Raw genomic sequence first — 17,348 nt, 5'->3', positions numbered from 1 at the left:
CCATGCTCGCCTCAACGAGAAAAGGGAGAGAGCGATGCTGGAGGGACTGCGGGTCGTCGAGCTGGCGACCTATATCGCCGCCCCCGGCGCGGCCGGGATCATGGCCGACTGGGGCGCCGAGGTGATCAAGGTCGAGTCGCCCGAGGGCGATCCGATGCGGCGGTTCTTCGACACCATCGGCTCGGACCAGGACGCCAACCCGATCTTCGAGCTCGACAACCGCGGCAAGAAGGCCGTGGTGCTGGATATCCGCAGCGACCTCGGCCGCGACGCCCTGAAGGCCCTGGCCGCCACCGCCGACATCTTCCTGACCAATGTCCGCCCCGCCGCCCTGGCCCGCGCCGGCGTCGACTACGAGACGCTGAAGGCGATCAATCCGCGCCTGATCTATTGCAGCCTGACGGGCTACGGCCTAACCGGCCCCGACCGCGACAAGCCCGGCATGGACGTGGCGGCCTTCTGGTCGCGCGCCGGGGTGGGATCGATCACCGCGCCGAAGGGGACAGAGCCCTTCCCGATCCGCACCGGCATGGGCGACCATGTCACGTCCTTGGCGACGGTGTCCGCCATCCTGGCTGCGGTCCACGAACGCACCAACACCGGCGTGGGGCGGCTGGTCGAGACCTCGCTGCTGCGCACCGGCGTCTATGCGATCGGTTCGGACATGGCGATCCAGCTGCGCTTCGGGAAGCTGGCCTCCACGCGCGGACGGCGCGAGGCGCTGCAGCCGCTGGCCAACTTCTACAAGACCGCCGACGGCCGCTGGATCTGCCTGCTGCCGCGCCAGGGCTCGGTGGACTGGCCGCGCATCGCCGCCGCCGCCGGCCGGCCCGAACTGGTCGATGACCCGCGCTTCGCCAACGCCAAGGCCCGCCGGGAGAACGGCCAGGCCCTGGTCGACATCCTGGACGAGGCCTTCGGGGACATGGCCTATGACGACGCCGCCGAGGCGCTGGACGCTGGCGACATCACCTGGGCGCCTTATCAGACGCCGCGCGAGCTAGCCGTGGATGCCCAGGCCGAAGCTGCCGGCTGCTTCGTCGACACCCCCGACGGCGCGGGCGGCACGTTCAAGGCTCCGGCCGCCCCGGCCCGCTTCCCGGGAGCGGAGGACGGCCCACGCGGACCCGCGCCGAAACTAGGCGCGGACACGGAGGCGGTGTTCAGGGACTTGGGATGGTCCGAGGATCAGGTCGCGGCCCTGACCGCCGTCAGCGCTTGATTCCCAATATCCGTTCTTCCCGGCGAAAGCCGGGACCCAGATGGAAGGATGCTGGGGTGGGTTCTAGAAGCGCCGCGTCAATCCAATCAGCCTCAGCGCCGAGATCTGGGCCCCGGCTTTCGCCGGGGAAACGGATCAAGGGCTAGCGTTTGATCTTGTCGTTGGCGTCGGCCAGCACGCGCAGCATCTCGGCCGAGAACATCGAGCTGGCCAGGCGCTGACCGCCGCCCATGCTGCTGTTGTCCGAGCCGCCGCCGAACGGATTGCCGACGTCCTGCGAGCCGCGCAGGATCAGATCGACCATCGCCTCCTGCTGGCGGATGCGCTCCAGGCGGCGGCCGCCGGCATATTGCATGAAGCCCTGGTCGCCCTGTGGCAGGCGCACCGTGTCTGGCTGGTCGGTGACGCGCGTCGCGCCGCCGGTCTTGGTCAAGTTGGCGTAGACCTCGCCCACCGTGGCGGCGCGGCCGTCCTTGTAGAAGATCGACTTGTTGGCCTGGGCCGCGTCCGGGAACATCGCCGCGGCGCTGGCGGTCGGCGAGGCGGTGGCGGCCTGGATCAGGCGGGCCGAACCCGCCGGACCGAGGAAGTGGGCGGCATAGAGTTCGCCGGCGGTCGGGTCGCGTCCCACCCGGCCCCGCAGGTACGAAGCGTGGTCGGAAGCCAGCTCGCCGGCCATCAGCGAGGCGGCGTGCGGATCGGCCTTGAGGCCCAGGACGGCCTTGCGGGCCTCATCGCCCTCTACCCGATAGCGGCCGTCGGAGCCTTGGCTGATCAGGTCGGCGTAGCGGGCGTAACCATATTTGGAGCCGTGCTTCTTCAGCGTGGACAGCCAGGTCTGGTCGACGAATTGGAACAGGCCCGAGGCCGAGGAGGTCCGGGCCTTGGCGGCCGGGTTGAAGCCGCTCTCGCGCTTGGCGGTGCCCATCAGGAACGTGAAGTCGACCCCGGTCGCGCTGGAAGCGCGCTGGATCGCCGACTCGACGACGCTGCGGATGGAACTGACGGCGGGCATGGGCCTCAGGAGTCGGCGACTATGGTTAATTCGCGATTAACCACGTTCCCCGCCCCGCGTCCGGAGACGACTTGTCGCACTCATTCTTACAAACGTAAGACAAATCGTCACGCAGATTACGATTGTCAATTTACAGCCCGAAGCGTTCGTGATGACCTGATCCTACAAACGTAATTTACGCGTAGGAGATCGACATGAACCTGGCTCTCCACCCCAGCGGCTCCGGCATCCCCGGCCTGGACGACACGCCGCGCAAGCCGTCCAAGGTGCTGGTCATCGGCATCGCCGTCTCGGTCGCCGCGCACCTGGGCCTGATCGGCTACCTAGCCTACACCAAGTACGTCACGCCGATGCCGATGGCGCAGGACGAGGACGTCTTCAGGCTGGAGCCGACCTACACGCCGCCGAAGCCGCCGCCCCCTCCCCCGCCGACCGACCGGCCGCCGCCGCAGTCGACCGCGCCGAAGCTGCACATCCCGCTGCAGACGCCGTTCGAGACGCCCCCGCCCCTGCCGGCCGACCCGAAAGTCGACGCCCCGCCGGCCACCGGCCCGATCACCACCCTGGCGCCGACACCGCCCGCGCCTCCGGCTCCCCCGGTTCCGCAGGCCAAGGTGGTCACCCGTCCCAACTGGCTGAAGCTACCGTCGGCCGACGACATGGCCCGCTACTATCCGGAGAGCGCCCAGCGGCGCGGCTTGTCGGGCTCGGCGACCCTGAACTGCGTGGTGGCGATCAACGGCACGGTCCGCGACTGCTCGGTCCTGTCGGAAACCCCGGCCGACGAAGGCTTCGGCGCCGCGGCCATCAAGGTCTCGCGCTTCTTCAAGATGAAGCCGCAGATGGAGGACGGCCAGGCCGTGGACGGCGCCACCGTCCGTATCCCGATCCGATTCAGCGCGGGCTAGCCACCCACCCTCCAACGCTGAAACGGCGGCCGGGTCGCGCCTTCCGCGACCCGGCCATCTCTCATTTCGCTAGTAGCTCTTGGGCAGCCCCAGAACCCGCTCGGCGATGAAGTTCAAGATCATCTCGCGGCTGACCGGCGCGATGCGGGCGATCATCGCCTCGCGGAAGTAGCGCTCGACGTCGTATTCCTTGGCGTAGCCCATGCCGCCATGCGCCAGGACCGCGTTCTCACAGGCGTGGAAGCCGGCCTCGGCGCCCAGGTACTTGGCGGCGTTGGCCTCGGCCCCGCAGTCCTTGCCCTGGTCGTAGAGGGCGGCGGCCTTGAAGGCCAAGAGGTTGGCGGCCTCCAGCTCCGCCCACGACTTGGCCAGCGGATGAGCCACGCCCTGGTTCTTGCCGATCGGCCGGCCGAACACGATCCGCTCGTTGGCGTAGGTGGTCGCCTTGGCCAGCGCCGCGCGGCCCAGGCCGATGGCCTCGACGGCGAACAGCACGCGCTCGGGGTTCAGGCCGTGCAGCAGGTACGCAAAGCCCTTGCCCTCCTCGCCGACCAGGTCCTCGGCCGGGACGAACAGGTCCTCGATGAAGAGCATGTTACACTCGACGGCCTTGCGGCCCATCTTCGGGATCGGCTTGGCCTCGATCTTCTCGGCGTCGGTGTAGAACAGGGAAAGACCCTGGTGCGGCTTGGCGCACTGATCCTTGGGCGTGGTGCGGGCGATGATCAGAATCTTGTTGGCGCGCTGGGCCCCGGTGGTCCAGATCTTCCGGCCGTTCAGGCGATAGCCGCCGTCGACCTTCTCGGCCCGGGTCTCCAGGCTGGAGGTGTCCAGGCCCGAGTTCGGCTCGGTCACCGCGAAGCACATCTTGTCCTCGCCCGAGATGATCCGGGGCAGCAGGCGGGTGCGTTGCTCATCGGTGCCGAACTTCACCAGCGGCATCGGGCCGAAGATGTTCAGGTGGATGGCCGAGGCGCCCGAGAAGCCCGCGCCCGACTGGGCCACGGTCTGCATCATCACGGCGGCCTCGGTCAGGCCCAGGCCCGCGCCGCCGACGCGCTCCGGCATGGCCACGCCGAGCCAGCCGCCTTCGGCGATGGCGGCGACGAACTCTTCGGGGAAGATTCCGGTCTCGTCCGTGCGGCGCCAGTATTCGTCGTCGAAGGCCGCGCACACCTTGGCGACGCCTTCGCGGATGGCTTCCTGCTCTTCGGTCAACCAGAATCCGGACATCCGGTCCTACTCCCCTGCGTTGCGGTCCTCGGACTTCTCGAAACGGCGCGCGTCCATGGCGGCGGCGTCCGGGCCCGGGTTATCGCCATTCAGATACGCCGCGACCATGTCGGCCACAAGCGGCGCGAACAGCCAGCCATTGCGGCGCGCGCCGACGGCCAGCATGACACCGGGAGCCTGGCTCCAGCCGACCAGCGGCAGGCCGTCCGGCGTGGTGACCCGCACCCCGACCTCCACCTTGGCGGCGTCGAGATCGAGCTCCGGCCGTAGCGCCCAGGCTGCCGCGCGCAGCCCCTGAGTCGCCGAAGCCTCGGGCGCCAGGTCGTCGCGGCCGGCCTCCATGGTCGCGCCGATGGCCAGCTCCTCGCCCAGCGCCAGATAGACACCCTCGCCGCGCACCACCGCCTCGCCGGCCTCGGCCGAGACGCGCAGGATCTGGCCCTTGATCGGCGAGAGGATCTTGGTCTCGGGCGCCAGACCGCCGTCGCGCGCGCCGGGACCGGTGGCCAGCACCAGGGCGTCAAAGGCTTCGGTGCTGCCGTCGGCCAGGGTCAGGAGGCCGGGCGCGAAGGCCTCAACCGCGCCGATCTCGAACCGCGCGCCGGCCGCTTCGGCCGCTTGGCGCAAGATGTCCAGGGTCGGCCGCGCCTCGACTCGCCAGTCCTCGTCCGTATCGGCGTCCGGCAGGCCCAGGGAGGTGAGTCGCTCGGAAACCTGGCCGCGCCAAGCGTCGGAACCCTCGAACCGCACGCCGGCGCGGGCCAGCGGGATGTCCAGATCTTGGGCAAAGGCCGGCCACAGATCGCGCGCCCGGCGCATGATCGGCAGGTGTTCGCGCGAGGCGGGGTCGAACAAAGCCTCGCTGACCGGCGCCAGCATGCCGGCCGCCACGCCCGAGGCGTTGTCGCCCGGCGCGGCCGGATCGAAGACGGTGACCTTGAAGCCCGCCCTCGCTAAACGCAGCGCCACGGCTGATCCCAGAGCCCCGGCCCCGGCCACGGCGACACGCGCGCCAGAATGAAGTTTCATGGCGCGCAAACACCTCTCGAGGCCGCGCACGTCAAGCCCCGTACAGAAGGCCACAGGTTAAAATTCACCATTAACGATAAACCATGCATCGCGACACTTTGGCGCGAAGACCCAGTTCCGTGTACATGCGCACGTGACGTCGCAGCCAAGCTCGGTCTATATCCGTTAACACTTGAGTGAGGCCGCTGTCGCGGCGTTGAATGGATCCAAGGCGGATGAACGACCGAGCCGCAGCCGAACCGGCCCACCCTGTTGATCTCTATGTGGGGGCCCGGCTGAGAATTCGCCGCAAGATGATGGGCCTTTCGCAGACCCAGGTCGCCGACGCCCTTGGCATCACCTTCCAGCAGATCCAGAAGTACGAGCGCGGCGCCAACCGCATCAGCGCCAGCAAGCTGTATGACGCGGCCAAGCTGCTGCAAGCGCCTGTTTCCTACTTCTTCGAGGGCCTCGAGGACACCGACGGCGGCATCGACGACGGCTTCGCCCAGCGCATGACTGAGTTCGTCTCCACGCCCGAAGGCCTGGAACTGGCCAGCCTTTTCCCGCGCCTGTCGGACCGCCGCCTGCGCCGCCGGGTCGTCGACCTGGTCCGCGCCATGGTGGACGACGAAGCCCCGTAAGACCTTCCGACCAGTATCCGCTTTCGAAAGGCCCGCGACGCGAATCGCGGGCCTTTTCGCATTCGGAACCGCCCCTCGCGCCCGCCGTTGATCCGGCGACGGAGCGCTGAACAGGGGCTGGCGACATGCCACGCGACACGGTCGATTTTCCGCCGGTCTCGCCCGGCCTTCTCTACGTCAATGACGACGATCCCGGCTTGCGGCGGATCAAGAGCGGCGACGGCTTCGACTACCGCGATCCCGACGGCGCGCGAATCGACGACGCCGACGCGCTGGAGCGGATCCGCGCCCTGGCCATCCCGCCGGCCTGGACCGACGTCTGGATTTGCCCCTCGCCGCGCGGCCACATCCAGGCCACCGGCCGCGACCAGCGGGGCCGCAAGCAGTATCGCTATCACGACGCTTGGCGGCGTGACCGCGACGGGCTGAAGTTCGGCCGGATGATCGCCTTCGGCCGCGCCCTGCCCAAGCTGCGGGCCAAGGTCGAGACCGATCTCGCCCGCCGGGGCCTGCCCCGCGACAAGGTCGTGGCCGCCGTCGTGCGGTTGATGGAGCTGACCCTGATCCGCGTCGGCAACGAGGCCTACGCCAAGGAGAACAAGAGCTTCGGCCTGACCACCCTGCGCGACCGCCACGCCAAGCTGTCCAGCGTCGGCGGCACCTTCCAATTCAAGGGCAAGAGCGGCGTCGTCCACACCACCGGCTTCCGCGACCGACGCCTCGCCCGCATCGTCAAGGCCTGCCAGGACGTACCGGGCCAGCGCCTGTTCCAGTATCTCGACGAGGACGGCCAGCGCCGCTCGGTCGAGAGCGCCGACGTCAACGCCTATATCCGCGCGGCGATGGGCGAGGACTTCTCGGCCAAGGACTTCCGCACCTGGGCCGGCACCTTGGCCGCCGCCCAGGCCCTGTGCCTGGTCCCGAAGGCGACCAGCGCCACCGAGGCCAAGCGCAACGTCAACACCTGCGTGAAGGCGGTTGCGGGACTCCTGGGCAATACCGCCGCGGTCTGCCGTGGTTCCTACATCCACCCGCTGGTGCTGGAGGCCTATCAGCAGGGCGTGCTGCCGCTGAAACCCGGCCGCTCGTCCCGCGCCTTCGAACTGGCGGTGATCCGCTTCCTGGAGGCCGCCAAGGCCTCGTGCTCGGAAGCCTGAGGGAGGAGAACGCCATGGCCGCCGGCCGTCCCACCTGGCAGGGCCACCTGCGCCTGTCGCTCGTGACCTGCCCCGTCGCGCTCTACACCGCCACGGATGCGGGCAGCGACGTGCACTTCAACATGCTGCACAAGAAGACCCACAACCGGATCAAGATGATCCCGACCGACCCGGACCTTGGCCCCATCGAGCGGGCCGACATCGTCAAGGGCTACGAGGTCGAGAAGGGCGAGTACGTCGTCATCACCCAGGACGAGATCGACAGCGTGCGGCTGGAAAGCACCCGCACCATCGACATCGAGCGCTTCGTCTCCGCCGATGAGATCGACCGGCTGTACTGGGACAATCCCTACTTCCTGGTCCCCGATGGCAAGCTGGCCGCCGAGGCCTACGGCGTGATCCGCGAGGCGATGACCAAGGAGGGCCAGGTCGCCCTGGGCCGCGTGGTCATGCATCAGCGCGAACGCCTGCTGGCCATCGAGCCCCGCGACAACGGCATGGTCGCCTGGTCTTTGCGCAACCGTCGCGAGGTCCGCGAGGCGGCCACCTATTTCGACGCCATCCCCGACAAGAAGCCCGACGCGGCGATGATCCAGATCGCCCAGAAGATCATCGAGCAGAAGGAAGGCCCCTTCGATCCCGAGCAGTTCAACGACCGCTACGAGGACGCGCTACGCGCCCTGATCAAGGAAAAGCAGAAGGGCAAGGGCCGCAAGGTCACGGTCGAGGAGCCCGAGGACACTAATGTGGTGGACCTGATGGAGGCGCTACGCAGCAGCCTGGGCAAGGCGCCGGCGAAGGCTGGAGCGAAGAAGACCCCGGCTCACAAGGCTCCGGCGCGGAAGAAGGCCGGCTAGGCCTTCAACCCGCCCAGCAGTTCCTTCAAACGCGGCCCGGCCTTGGCGGCCATCGCCTCGCCCACCGCCGCGGCGGCGTTGGCCGGGCGGATCATCACCTCGAACTCCTTGATCTTGCCGGCGTCGTCGAAGGAGATGATGTCGATGCCCTTCAGCTTCTTGTCGCCGACGCGAGCGCTGAATTCCAGCACCACGGACCCGTGGTCCTCGGACCAGAACTCCCGGTGATAGGCGAAGTCCTCGAAGATGGTGTTGACCGTGGCGATGATGTGCACCAGCGGCCCGACGCCGGGATAGGGCGTGAAGAACGCCGGCGAGCGGAACACCACGGCTTCGGACGTGACGGGTCGCAGGCGGTCGAACTCACGCTTCTCCAGCAGGTCGTGCCAAGTCTCCAGCGTCTGCAGCGCCTGCTCGCGGGCCATGCTCTTCTCCCCATGATCCCGACGTTCGAATGCGCCGGATGGCGGCACTGTAAAATCCGCCCTACCCCTTGCCTAGTTTCTTGATCGCCGCCGCTAGGTCCCGCTCGCTGTCGGCATAGGCGTCCCAGGCGTCGAGGTCCTTCATCAGGCCCGGCACGGTGCGGATGTTCAACCGCGAGGGGTCCAGTCCCTTGCGCACCTGGGTCCAGGCCACCGGCCACGACACCGGCGCGCCCGGCCGGCCGCGCGGCGAGAGCGGGGCCACGGCCGTGCTCATGCGGTCGTTGCGCAGGTAGTCGAGGAAGATCTTCCCGCCCCGCTCCTTCTTGGACATGTTCAGCAGGTACTGGTCGGGACTGTCGGCGGCCATCCGGGCGCAGACCTCGCGAGCGAAGGCCTTGGCCGCGTCCCAGTCGACTTTCGTGCCCTTCAGAGGCGTGACCACGTGCAGCCCCTTGCCGCCGGTGGTCTTGCAGAAGGGCACGAGGCCCAGGGCCTCCAGCCGGTCGCGGATTTCCCGCGCCCCCTCGACCACGGCGTCGAACGACACGTCCGGCGCGGGGTCGAGGTCGAAGACCAGCCGGCCCGGGACCTCGGGTTCGTTCGGCCGGCAGTTCCAGGGATGCAGCTCGGCCCCGCCCCATTGAGCGACCGCGACCAGGCTCTCGACCGTGTTGAACACGAGGTAGGGCGTGCGGTCGCCACTGACCGTGACCTCGTCGATCAGGGCCGAGACGCCCTTGCCCGAATGGCGCTGGAAGAACTTCTCGCCGTCGATGCCGTCGGGCATGCGGATCACCGAGCAGGGCCGGCCCTTCACATGCTCCAGCATCCACGGCCCGACCGCCGCGTAGTATTCGGCCAGCTCCAGCTTGGTCCCCGGCTTGCCGTCGCCGGCGTCGGGCCACAGCGGCTTGTCGGGATTGGAGATCGCCACGCCCAACACAGAAGCCTTGCCGCTCGCCTTGTGGGTCGGCTTGACGGTCGGCTGGGCCAGTTCGACATCCTCGACCGGAGCCGGAGCCTCGGCCTCCACGGCCTTGGCCGGTTTGTCCTCGCGCAGGCCCTTGAACGAGGCCTGGCGCACCGAGCCGTCGCCCGTGAAGCCGGCGAACTCGATCTCGGCCACAAGCTCCGGCGCCACCCAGTGGATGCCCGCCCCGCCCTTGGGCGCGTCCTTGCCAGTGAACGGCGAGGTCTTGCGCTCCAGCGGTTGCAGCCGGGCCATCAACTTGGCGACCTTGTCGCGGCCAAAGCCCGTGCCGACCCGGCCGACGTGGGCCAGTTGGCCATCGCGATAGACCCCGACGATCAGCGAGCGGAACGCGTCGCCCGTCGTGGTCCAGCCGCCGATCACCACCTCGTGGCCGGCGCGGCACTTGGCCTTGGTCCAGGTCCCCGGCTTGCCCGAGCGATACGGCGCGTCGAGCTTCTTGGAGACCACGCCCTCCAGCGACATCCGGCAGGCCGATTGCAGCACCGCCTCACCGCCGCTGGTGAAGTGCTCGACGTAGCGGATGCGCTCGCCGTCCGCCGGCAGTAGCGTCTTCAGCCGGTTCTTGCGGTCCGACAGCGGCAGGTCTGTCAGGTCCTGACCGTCGGCGTGCAGCAGGTCGAAGGCGAAGAAGATCAGGTCGTCGGTCTTCTCCTCCGACAGCGCCGCTTGCAGCCCCGCGAAGCTCGGCGAACCGGCCTCGTCCAGGGCCACGACCTCGCCGTCGATCAGGGCGTCGGGGAGGCCCTCGGCGTCCTTGATCAACTGCGGGAAGCGATTGCTCCAGTCGAGGCCTGTCCGGGTCCGCAGGGCCGCCTTGCCGCCCTCGATGCGCAGCTGCATCCGGTAGCCGTCGAACTTGATCTCGTGGACCCAACCCTCGCCCGTCGGCGGCCGGTCGACCAGTTTGCACAGCTGGGGCGGCATGAACTTCGGCATGGCCGTCTTCTTCGCCGGCTTGGCCTTGCCCTTGGGCGCGCTGGTCTCCTCTGCCACCTTCTCCGCGCTGGCCTCGGGGGACTTGGTGCTGCTCCAGACCGCGTCCGGCGTCGGGCCGGCCTTGGTCATGAACGGTGTCGGGGCCTTGCCCTTGCCGGCGGCGATCGCCTCCATCGTCCGGCCCGAGGCGATCGAGAAGCTGGTGTCCTCCAGGAAGTCCAGATCGCCCTCGATGGCGAACTCATCGCGGTGCTTGATCAGCAGCCAGTTCTCGCGCTTCCCGCCGCCAAACTTGTCGTTGTTGATCCGGACGAGCACGTACCCGCCCTTCATCCGCTCGCCGGCGAAGATCAGCTTGATCTCGCCCTTCTTGAGGCCCTTCTCCAGGTCGAAGCCCGGTTCGGGCGCCCACCAGCCGCGGTCCCACAGCATCACCGTGCCGCCGCCGTACTCGCCCTCGGGGATCGTGCCCTCGAAGTCGCCATAGGCCAGCGGGTGGTCCTCGACATGGACGGACAGGCGCTTGTCGTGCGGATCGCGCGACGGCCCCTTGGTCACCGCCCACGACAGGAACACGCCCTCGTGCTCCAGCCGCAGGTCGTAGTGCAGACGGGTAGCGTCGTGCTTCTGGATGACGAACCGCGCCCGCGCCGAAGCCGCGACCTCGGCCTCGCCTGAAGGCTCGGCCGTCTTCTTGAAGTCGCGTTTGGCCGCGTAGGCCGCCAGCTTCGGCGTGGACATCGGTTATTCGCCGTCGAAGACTGCGGGACGCTCGTCGTCCGGATCGCCGTCCGCGTCCTCTTCCAGCGCGATGATCTCGTCGTCATCGAGGTCTTCACCGATCAGGGCGTCGTCGTCATCTTCGTCGCCCTCGGCCTGGGTGACGTCCAGCACGTCGGGCAGCTCCTCGAAGGTGCGGAACTCGCCGTCCTTGCCGATGACGTCGTCGTCCATGGCCTCGGCGCCGTCCTGCTCGTCGTATCCGTTGTCGACATCGGTCATGGCGTCTCTCCTGTGGTGTCTTGTGGAAATGGCCAGGAGGCGGCGGGCGTTCCCCCGTGCGACTGTTTCCAAAAGCGCACCAATGATGTGCCGTTCAGCCGGATAATCTTGTCGATCGGCGCTCCTTAGTTTCCGACTGCGGCGGCCTGCCCGCCGCGCACGGAGCGCGGACATGGACATCCTCTATTCGACCCAGGCCACCGCCGTCGGCGGACGCGGCGGATGGGTCGGCAGCATCGACGGCGCTCTGAAGGTCAATCTGTCGACGCCCAAGGCCCTGGGCGGTCGCGGCGGCGCCGGCAGCAATCCCGAGCAGCTGTTCGCGGCGGCCTACGCGGCCTGCTTCCTGGGGGCCCTGCGCACCGCCGCCGCCGAGCTGGACATGACGGTGGCCGAGGACGCCAACGTCACCGCCACGGTCGCTGTCGGCCATCCAGAAGACGACCCGAAACTGGCCCTGCGCATCGGCCTCTCCATCGACCTCGCCGGCCTGCCTGCGGACGAGGCCAACGCCCTGGTCGCCCACGCCGATGCGCTGTGCCCCTACTCCCGCGCCCTGCGCGACGTCACCCAGGTGCGAATCCAGGTGACGTAAGGCCCGCATCGCGCTTCGATCCCCGCGACTCAGTGGGGAACGATCGCCATGCCGCATATGCCGGACTTCGAGGCCTGGGCGATCTTCGCCAAGGTGGCCGAGCGCGGCTCGTTCTCCGCCGCCGCCGAGGAGCTGGGCTTGGCCAAGACCACCGTCTCCAAGGCCGTGACCCGGCTGGAGGAGCGGATGCGCACCACCCTGCTCCACCGCACCACCCGCCAGCTGTCCCTGACCGAGAGCGGCCGCGCCTCGCTGGAGCGCGCCGCGCGCATCCTCAACGACGGCGAGACCATAGAGGCCGAGATCCTGGAAGAGGCCGCCGTGCCGCGCGGCCTGATCCGCCTGGCTTGCACTGGCGCGTTCGGCGTGCGGACCCTGGCCCCGCTGATCCCGGAGTTCCTCAAGCGCTATCCCGAGATCGAACTCGACCTGCACATCACCGACAGCAAGATCGACCTGATCGCCGACGGCTTCGACGGAGCGATCAAGGTCGGGCAGCTGGCCGACTCCTCGATGCGGGCCAGCCGGCTGTTCGCCCACCGCCTGCCCGTGGTCGGGGCGCCGGCCCTGTTCGAGAAGTACGGCTGTCCCGAGCAGCCCGAAGACGTCCTGAAGATGCCGATCATGGTCTACACCCATGTCCGCGAGGCCCAGGAGTGGCGGTTCTTCCACCCCGTGCACGGCGAGCGCCTGGTGATGGTCCAGGGGACGTTCCGCATGAACAACGGCCTGGCGGCGGTGCCCATGCTGCTGGAGGGCCTGGCCCTGACCCTGCAGCCCGAGGTCTATATCTGGAACGAGCTGCAGACGGGCCAGCTGGTGGAGGTCCTCAAGGACTGGACCCTGGTCCCCGTGCCCGTGCACCTGGTCACCCCGCCGGGCCGCGCCCGGCCGGCGCGGATGCGGGTGCTGCTGGAGTTCCTGCGCGAGAACTTCTCCCGCCAGCCCTGGGCCCACGGCATCGAGCACTAGCCCTTGGCGGCCTGCGGCACGGCGCGGAAGCTGATGGCCATCCGGTTGTAGGTGTTCATCAGGCCGATCGCGAGGGTCAGGTCGGCCAGCTCCTTCTCGCTGAACACCGCCATGGCGGCTTCATACTCGGCGTCCGGCACGGCGGTGTCGGCGACGCGGGTGACGGTCTCGGCCCAGGCCAGGGCGGCGCGTTCACGGTCGTCGAACAGCGCGCCGGCCTCGCGCCAGGCAGGGACCAGGACCAGCGTCTCGACCGGCAGCCCGCCCTTCAGCAGGTCGCGCGAGTGCATGTCGATGCAATAGGCGCAGCCGTTGATCAGCGAGGTGCGCAGATAGACCAGATCGACCAGCCGCGCGGGCAGGCCCGATTGCAGGATGTAGCCGTAGAGCCCGCCCAGGGCCTTCATGCCGGCGGGCGCGACGGTGTTGTGGTCGAGGCGATGAGACATCGGACTTCTCCTTGGGAACCGGCCCATGGAATGGCCACGCCCCTCGGATTTCTTGTCGCCAGCCTCCGCTTTGTGAGGATCGGTGCGTCCCTGAAATCCGATTAGTGCAGTTTTGGAAACACTGAAGAACCAAAACACCGGATTATCGACCGAACGCCGTGCGCCTACTCCTTTGCTCAAGGAAACACACACCCCGGAGCAAGACGATGGACGGCAGCAAGATCCAGGTCCGCAGCGAAACCCAGGACCGCGACCTCAACACGCTCGACATCGCCCGCGGTGGTCTGGCCCCCTGGCAGGTGCGGATGGTCGAGGCCCACATCGACGGCAATCTGGATCGCAACATCACGGTCGAGGAACTGGCCGGTCTGGCCCGCCTGTCGGTCAGCCACTTCGGCCGCGCCTTCAAGCAGAGCTTCGGCGTCGCCCCCCACGCCTACATCACCGCCGAGCGCATGGCTCTGGCCCGCGACCTGATGCTGACCACCAGCGAGCCGCTATCGCAGATCGCCCTCACCGTCGGCCTGGCCGACCAGAGCCACCTGTCGCGCCTCTTCCGCCAGCATGTCGGACAGAGCCCTCTGGCCTGGCGCCGGGCCCGCTGGACCCCGACTCAGGCGGGAATCGCCCTGCAGTGAGACCTTTGGTGAGTCGTCGGAAAGTCAGCTTTCGGGACGGTCGTTAACGCTTTTTCGCCCAGCTTGACCGTTCCTCAGGCGACGAATTCGAGAAAATCCCCGGCCCACGGGCGTTTTGTCCCCGTGAATCGGCGTTTTAACCTTCCCTAACGGGTGACAAACACGATCCGCCTCGGCAGGCTCACATCTCCCTGATTCACAGGAATGAGCTTAGAGATGACGAACGTTTCCGATCTGGTCGACGCCGCTGTCGCCGCTGACGACAAGCTGACCAAGACCCAAGCCAAGGCCATCATCGACGGCGTCTTCAAGTCGATCTCCGACGCCGCCGTGAAGGGCGAAGAAGTCTCGATCCCGGGCTTCGGCAAGTTCAAGGTCCAGGCCAAGCCGGCCCGCACCGGCCGCAACCCGGCCACGGGCGCGACCATCGAAATCGCCGCCAGCAAGAAGGTCGCCTTCACGCCGGCCAAGCAACTGAAGGACGCCGTCAACGGCTAACTTCAGCGTGGAAGCGGACGCTCAAGTGTCCGCTTCTCGACGTTGCTATTCACGCGCGACATTGTGCTCCATGCCATTGTCGCGCGTGAAGACTACCTAGAACAAAATAAGAACGATAACGTGCCGCGCATGGCCGTTCTCGATCTCAGACGTAAGCTCGCTATCCTCTCCGACGCCGCCAAGTACGACGCGTCCTGCGCCTCGTCCGGGGCCGAGAAACGGAACTCCATCGGCGGCCAGGGGATCGGCTCGACCGAGGGCATGGGCATCTGCCACGCTTACGCGCCTGACGGCCGGTGCATCAGCCTGCTGAAGATCCTGCTGACCAACTTCTGCATCTACGACTGCGCCTACTGCATCAACCGCGTGTCATCGAATACGCCCCGGGCGCGGTTCACGGTGAAGGAGGTCGTCGACCTCACCCTGAACTTCTACAAGCGCAACTATATCGAGGGCCTGTTCCTCTCGTCGGGGGTCATCCGCACGGGCGACTACACGATGGAGGAGATGGTCCGGGTGGCCAAATCGCTGCGACTGGACCACGACTTCCGCGGCTACATCCACCTGAAGCTGATCCCCGAGGCCTCGCCGGAACTGGCGGCCGAGGCTGGCCTCTATGCCGACCGGGTGTCGATCAATATCGAACTGCCGCGCGACGACGACCTGACGGCCCTCGCCCCCGAGAAGAGCCCCACCGACATCAAGCGCGCCATGGGCCGCATGCGCCTGGCCATCGACGACCACGCCGAGCCCGCGAAGAAGGCCGGCCGACGGTCGTTCGCCCGCAGCCAGTCGACCCAGCTGATCGTCGGGGCGGACGAAGCCAAGGACGGCGACATCCTGGCCCGCAGCGCCAACCTCTACGGCGCCTATCGCCTGGGGCGGGTCTACTACTCGGCCTTCAGCCCGATCCCCGACGCCAGCTCCCGCCTCCCCTTGGCCCGGCCGCCGCTGCTGCGCGAGCACCGCCTCTACCAGGCCGACTGGCTGATGCGGTTCTACGGCTTCGAGCGGCCCGAGATCGTCGCCGAGGGCGAGGACCTGGACCTCACGGTCGATCCCAAGACCAGCTGGGCGCTGAGGAACCGGGCGAAGTTCCCGATCGATATCCAGACCGCCGACAAGGAGACGCTGCTGCGCGTGCCGGGCATCGGCGCCAAGGCCGTGGAGCGCATCCTGGCTGCCCGGAAGGTGACACGCCTGACCCTCGATGACCTCAAGCGCGTCGGGGCCGTCCTGAAGCGCGCCAGGGCCTTCGTGGTCACCGCCGACTGGACGCCGGGGGCCCTGGCCGATCGCGAGAGCCTGAAGGCGGCGCTGGTGCAGCCCCAGCAGCTGAGCCTGTTCTGATGCGCGTGGTGCGGCTGGCGTCCGAGATCGACTTCACCGGCTGGCGCACGGCCGCGCGGGCGCTGCGGGCCGAGGGCGTCGAACCGCAGGCGGTGGTGTGGACGGTGGAGCGGGAGTTGTTCGATCTCGACACCCCTGCCCCCTCCGACAAACCCGCCAACTTCACCGTCCCAGCCGCCTTCGTCGAGCTGGCCGAGCAGGTGATCCAGAACCGCGCGGCCGACCGCTTCGCCCTGCTCTACCGCATCCTCTGGCGGCTGGAGCGCGAACCTCGGCTGATCGACAATCCGGCCGATCCCGACATGGCCCGGGCCCGCGACATGGCCAAGGCCGTCAGCCGCTCGGCCCACAAGATGAAGGCCTTCGTCCGCTTCCGCCTGATCGAAGGCGCGGCGACTGAAACCTACGCCGCCTGGTTCGAACCCGCGCACCGCGTCACCGAGGCCACCGCCGGCTTCTTCGTGCGCCGCTTCACCAACATGGACTGGACCATCCTGACGCCCGACGCCTGCGTGGCCTGGGACCGCGAGCAGCTCATGGTGTCGGAAGGCGCCGATCCGGCCGATGCGCCGTCCGAGGACGCGCAGGAAGAGCTCTGGCGCACCTACTACGCCTCGATCTTCAATCCGGCCCGGCTGAACCCCAGGCAGATGCGCCAGGAGATGCCCAAGCGCTACTGGCGGAACCTGCCCGAGGCGGCGCTCATTCCGGAGCTGATCGAAACCGCCCAGGAGCGCGCCACGGCCATGGTCGCCGCCCATCCCAGCAAGCCGCCCGAACGCAAGCTGAAGGCCGCCCTGCGCCACGCCCGCGATGCGTCCTATGACGGCTCGCTGCCAACCTCGCTGGACGACATCGCCGCCGGGGTCGAGCTCTGCCGCCGCTGCGACCTCTGGCGCGACGCCACCCAAGGCGTGCCGGGTGAAGGCGCGGCGAAGGCGGCGCTGATGTACGTCGGCGAACAGCCGGGCGACCAGGAGGACCTCGCCGGTCGTCCGTTTGTCGGGCCGGCCGGCCAGGTGTTCGACAAGGCGCTGGCGGAAGCCGGCGTGGCGCGCGACCGCACCTATGTCACCAACGCCGTGAAGCACTTCAAGCACGAGCCGCGCGGCAAGCGGCGCATCCACAAGACCCCCGATCGCGGCGAGGTCACCGCCTGCCGCTGGTGGCTGGACGCCGAGCGCCGGCTGGTGAAGCCCCGGGTGATCGTGATGCTGGGCGCGACGGCGGCGCTGGGCGTGATCGGTAAGCCGACCCCGATCGGGGCCAATCGGGGAAAGGCCCTGCAGCTGCCGGACCAGGCCCACGGCGTGGTGACCTACCACCCGTCGTTCCTGCTGCGCCTGCCTGACGAGGACGCCAAGGCGAAGGCCTATGCGGAGTTTGTCGAGGACCTGCGGCTGGCCGGTGATCTGGCGGGCCTGACATAGCAAAACGCCCGG

Annotated in this window: 18 protein-coding genes; 11 read left to right on the top strand and 7 right to left on the bottom strand. The window is 68.3% G+C overall.

The genetic code is table 11. The annotated features are described in order from the left end of the window. The first annotated feature begins 34 nt into the window (after positions 1-34). Entirely contained in the window at positions 35-1,222 is a 1,188-nt protein-coding gene (locus AC07NI_RS01225) for a CaiB/BaiF CoA transferase family protein (RefSeq protein ID WP_494615058.1), read from the top strand. A 142-nt stretch (positions 1,223-1,364) separates the two neighbouring features. On the opposite strand, the gene AC07NI_RS01220 is transcribed toward AC07NI_RS01225, so the two are convergent. Further along, positions 1,365-2,237, bottom strand: coding sequence for a transglycosylase SLT domain-containing protein (locus tag AC07NI_RS01220; RefSeq protein WP_494615055.1), 873 nt, complete (start codon positions 2,235-2,237; stop codon positions 1,365-1,367). Positions 2,238-2,431: 194 nt separating this feature from the next. Here AC07NI_RS01220 and AC07NI_RS01215 point away from each other — a divergent pair, with 194 nt between their 5' ends. Continuing rightward, a complete protein-coding gene (locus AC07NI_RS01215; RefSeq protein WP_494615054.1) occupies positions 2,432-3,145 on the top strand; it encodes an energy transducer TonB family protein in 714 nt (237 codons plus the stop codon). Between the two features lie 69 nt (positions 3,146-3,214). Here the strand turns inward: AC07NI_RS01215 and AC07NI_RS01210 are convergent, their stop codons facing one another. Continuing rightward, positions 3,215-4,378, bottom strand: a complete 1,164-nt coding sequence (locus tag AC07NI_RS01210) for an acyl-CoA dehydrogenase family protein (RefSeq protein ID WP_494615050.1) — start codon at positions 4,376-4,378, stop codon at positions 3,215-3,217. Between the two features lie 6 nt (positions 4,379-4,384). Further along, positions 4,385-5,407, bottom strand: a complete 1,023-nt coding sequence (locus AC07NI_RS01205) for an NAD(P)/FAD-dependent oxidoreductase (protein WP_494615046.1) — start codon at positions 5,405-5,407, stop codon at positions 4,385-4,387. A 215-nt stretch (positions 5,408-5,622) separates the two neighbouring features. Here AC07NI_RS01205 and AC07NI_RS01200 point away from each other — a divergent pair, with 215 nt between their 5' ends. The 3 genes from AC07NI_RS01200 to ku all read left to right on the top strand — a co-directional run bounded on the left by AC07NI_RS01200 (position 5,623) and on the right by ku (position 8,044). Continuing rightward, positions 5,623-6,030 carry a helix-turn-helix domain-containing protein gene (locus AC07NI_RS01200; protein WP_494615040.1) on the top strand — a complete coding sequence of 136 codons (408 nt, stop codon included), beginning with the start codon at positions 5,623-5,625 and terminating at the stop codon, positions 6,028-6,030. A gap of 125 nt (positions 6,031-6,155) precedes the next feature. Further along, entirely contained in the window at positions 6,156-7,187 is a 1,032-nt protein-coding gene (locus AC07NI_RS01195; RefSeq protein ID WP_494615036.1) for a DNA topoisomerase IB, read from the top strand. A gap of 14 nt (positions 7,188-7,201) precedes the next feature. Then, positions 7,202-8,044: a non-homologous end joining protein Ku gene (ku, locus tag AC07NI_RS01190; RefSeq protein WP_494615032.1), complete on the top strand. Its 843-nt coding sequence runs from the start codon at positions 7,202-7,204 to the stop codon at positions 8,042-8,044. Here the strand turns inward: ku and AC07NI_RS01185 are convergent. The 3 genes from AC07NI_RS01185 to AC07NI_RS01175 form a co-directional block, all read right to left on the bottom strand. After that, the gene (locus AC07NI_RS01185; protein WP_494615028.1) at positions 8,041-8,469 is read right to left on the bottom strand and encodes a nuclear transport factor 2-like protein; all 429 of its coding nucleotides are present in this window, start codon (positions 8,467-8,469) and stop codon (positions 8,041-8,043) included. The two genes, ku and AC07NI_RS01185, sit on opposite strands and share 4 nt — an antisense overlap. A gap of 61 nt (positions 8,470-8,530) precedes the next feature. Further along, positions 8,531-11,143 carry a DNA ligase D gene (gene ligD / locus AC07NI_RS01180; protein WP_494615022.1) on the bottom strand — a complete coding sequence of 871 codons (2,613 nt, stop codon included), beginning with the start codon at positions 11,141-11,143 and terminating at the stop codon, positions 8,531-8,533. Positions 11,144-11,146: 3 nt separating this feature from the next. Then, positions 11,147-11,404, bottom strand: coding sequence for a hypothetical protein (locus AC07NI_RS01175; protein ID WP_494615017.1), 258 nt, complete (start codon positions 11,402-11,404; stop codon positions 11,147-11,149). A gap of 172 nt (positions 11,405-11,576) precedes the next feature. On the opposite strand from AC07NI_RS01175, the gene AC07NI_RS01170 reads away from it, so the two are divergent. Continuing rightward, positions 11,577-11,999, top strand: coding sequence for an Ohr family peroxiredoxin (locus AC07NI_RS01170; RefSeq protein WP_494615014.1), 423 nt, complete (start codon positions 11,577-11,579; stop codon positions 11,997-11,999). A gap of 48 nt (positions 12,000-12,047) precedes the next feature. Next, positions 12,048-12,971, top strand: a complete 924-nt coding sequence (locus tag AC07NI_RS01165; RefSeq protein WP_494615009.1) for a LysR family transcriptional regulator — start codon at positions 12,048-12,050, stop codon at positions 12,969-12,971. On the opposite strand, the gene AC07NI_RS01160 is transcribed toward AC07NI_RS01165, so the two are convergent. Next, on the bottom strand, positions 12,968-13,420 hold the full coding sequence (locus tag AC07NI_RS01160) for a carboxymuconolactone decarboxylase family protein (RefSeq protein ID WP_494615006.1): 453 nt from the start codon (positions 13,418-13,420) through the stop codon (positions 12,968-12,970). The two genes, AC07NI_RS01165 and AC07NI_RS01160, sit on opposite strands and share 4 nt — an antisense overlap. 206 nt (positions 13,421-13,626) lie before the next feature. Between AC07NI_RS01160 and AC07NI_RS01155 the strand changes: the two genes are divergently transcribed. The 4 genes from AC07NI_RS01155 to AC07NI_RS01140 all read left to right on the top strand — a co-directional run bounded on the left by AC07NI_RS01155 (position 13,627) and on the right by AC07NI_RS01140 (position 17,336). Continuing rightward, on the top strand, positions 13,627-14,058 hold the full coding sequence (locus AC07NI_RS01155) for a helix-turn-helix transcriptional regulator (protein WP_494615001.1): 432 nt from the start codon (positions 13,627-13,629) through the stop codon (positions 14,056-14,058). Positions 14,059-14,274: 216 nt separating this feature from the next. Further along, positions 14,275-14,556 (top strand): HU family DNA-binding protein, encoded by a 282-nt coding sequence (locus AC07NI_RS01150; RefSeq protein ID WP_066682603.1) that lies wholly within the window; start codon positions 14,275-14,277, stop codon positions 14,554-14,556. A 129-nt stretch (positions 14,557-14,685) separates the two neighbouring features. Beyond that, complete coding sequence (locus AC07NI_RS01145; RefSeq protein WP_494614997.1) at positions 14,686-15,906, top strand: putative DNA modification/repair radical SAM protein; 1,221 nt, start codon at positions 14,686-14,688, stop codon at positions 15,904-15,906. Further along, positions 15,906-17,336, top strand: coding sequence for a UdgX family uracil-DNA binding protein (locus AC07NI_RS01140; RefSeq protein WP_494614995.1), 1,431 nt, complete (start codon positions 15,906-15,908; stop codon positions 17,334-17,336). Before AC07NI_RS01145 ends, AC07NI_RS01140 begins: the two co-directional genes overlap by 1 nt. Positions 17,337-17,348: the final 12 nt, after the last annotated feature.

Source organism: Caulobacter sp. GW821-FHT10E02, assembly GCF_059415225.1.
Note: the sequence above shows the minus strand (reverse complement) of the source record. Positions and strands in the feature narration are given on the sequence as shown.

Coding starts and splice junctions, on each gene's coding strand:
- AC07NI_RS01205 (WP_494615046.1), bottom strand. CDS start 5,407: ATGAAACTTCATTCTGGCGCGCGTGTCGCCGTGGCCGGGGCCGGGGCT.
- AC07NI_RS01215 (WP_494615054.1), top strand. CDS start 2,432: ATGAACCTGGCTCTCCACCCCAGCGGCTCCGGCATCCCCGGCCTGGAC.
- AC07NI_RS01225 (WP_494615058.1), top strand. CDS start 35: ATGCTGGAGGGACTGCGGGTCGTCGAGCTGGCGACCTATATCGCCGCC.
- AC07NI_RS01185 (WP_494615028.1), bottom strand. CDS start 8,469: ATGGCCCGCGAGCAGGCGCTGCAGACGCTGGAGACTTGGCACGACCTG.
- AC07NI_RS01195 (WP_494615036.1), top strand. CDS start 6,156: ATGCCACGCGACACGGTCGATTTTCCGCCGGTCTCGCCCGGCCTTCTC.
- ligD (WP_494615022.1), bottom strand. CDS start 11,143: ATGTCCACGCCGAAGCTGGCGGCCTACGCGGCCAAACGCGACTTCAAG.
- AC07NI_RS01150 (WP_066682603.1), top strand. CDS start 14,275: ATGACGAACGTTTCCGATCTGGTCGACGCCGCTGTCGCCGCTGACGAC.
- AC07NI_RS01160 (WP_494615006.1), bottom strand. CDS start 13,420: ATGTCTCATCGCCTCGACCACAACACCGTCGCGCCCGCCGGCATGAAG.
- AC07NI_RS01170 (WP_494615014.1), top strand. CDS start 11,577: ATGGACATCCTCTATTCGACCCAGGCCACCGCCGTCGGCGGACGCGGC.
- AC07NI_RS01210 (WP_494615050.1), bottom strand. CDS start 4,378: ATGTCCGGATTCTGGTTGACCGAAGAGCAGGAAGCCATCCGCGAAGGC.
- AC07NI_RS01145 (WP_494614997.1), top strand. CDS start 14,686: ATGGCCGTTCTCGATCTCAGACGTAAGCTCGCTATCCTCTCCGACGCC.
- AC07NI_RS01140 (WP_494614995.1), top strand. CDS start 15,906: ATGCGCGTGGTGCGGCTGGCGTCCGAGATCGACTTCACCGGCTGGCGC.
- AC07NI_RS01175 (WP_494615017.1), bottom strand. CDS start 11,404: ATGACCGATGTCGACAACGGATACGACGAGCAGGACGGCGCCGAGGCC.
- AC07NI_RS01155 (WP_494615001.1), top strand. CDS start 13,627: ATGGACGGCAGCAAGATCCAGGTCCGCAGCGAAACCCAGGACCGCGAC.
- AC07NI_RS01165 (WP_494615009.1), top strand. CDS start 12,048: ATGCCGCATATGCCGGACTTCGAGGCCTGGGCGATCTTCGCCAAGGTG.
- ku (WP_494615032.1), top strand. CDS start 7,202: ATGGCCGCCGGCCGTCCCACCTGGCAGGGCCACCTGCGCCTGTCGCTC.
- AC07NI_RS01200 (WP_494615040.1), top strand. CDS start 5,623: ATGAACGACCGAGCCGCAGCCGAACCGGCCCACCCTGTTGATCTCTAT.
- AC07NI_RS01220 (WP_494615055.1), bottom strand. CDS start 2,237: ATGCCCGCCGTCAGTTCCATCCGCAGCGTCGTCGAGTCGGCGATCCAG.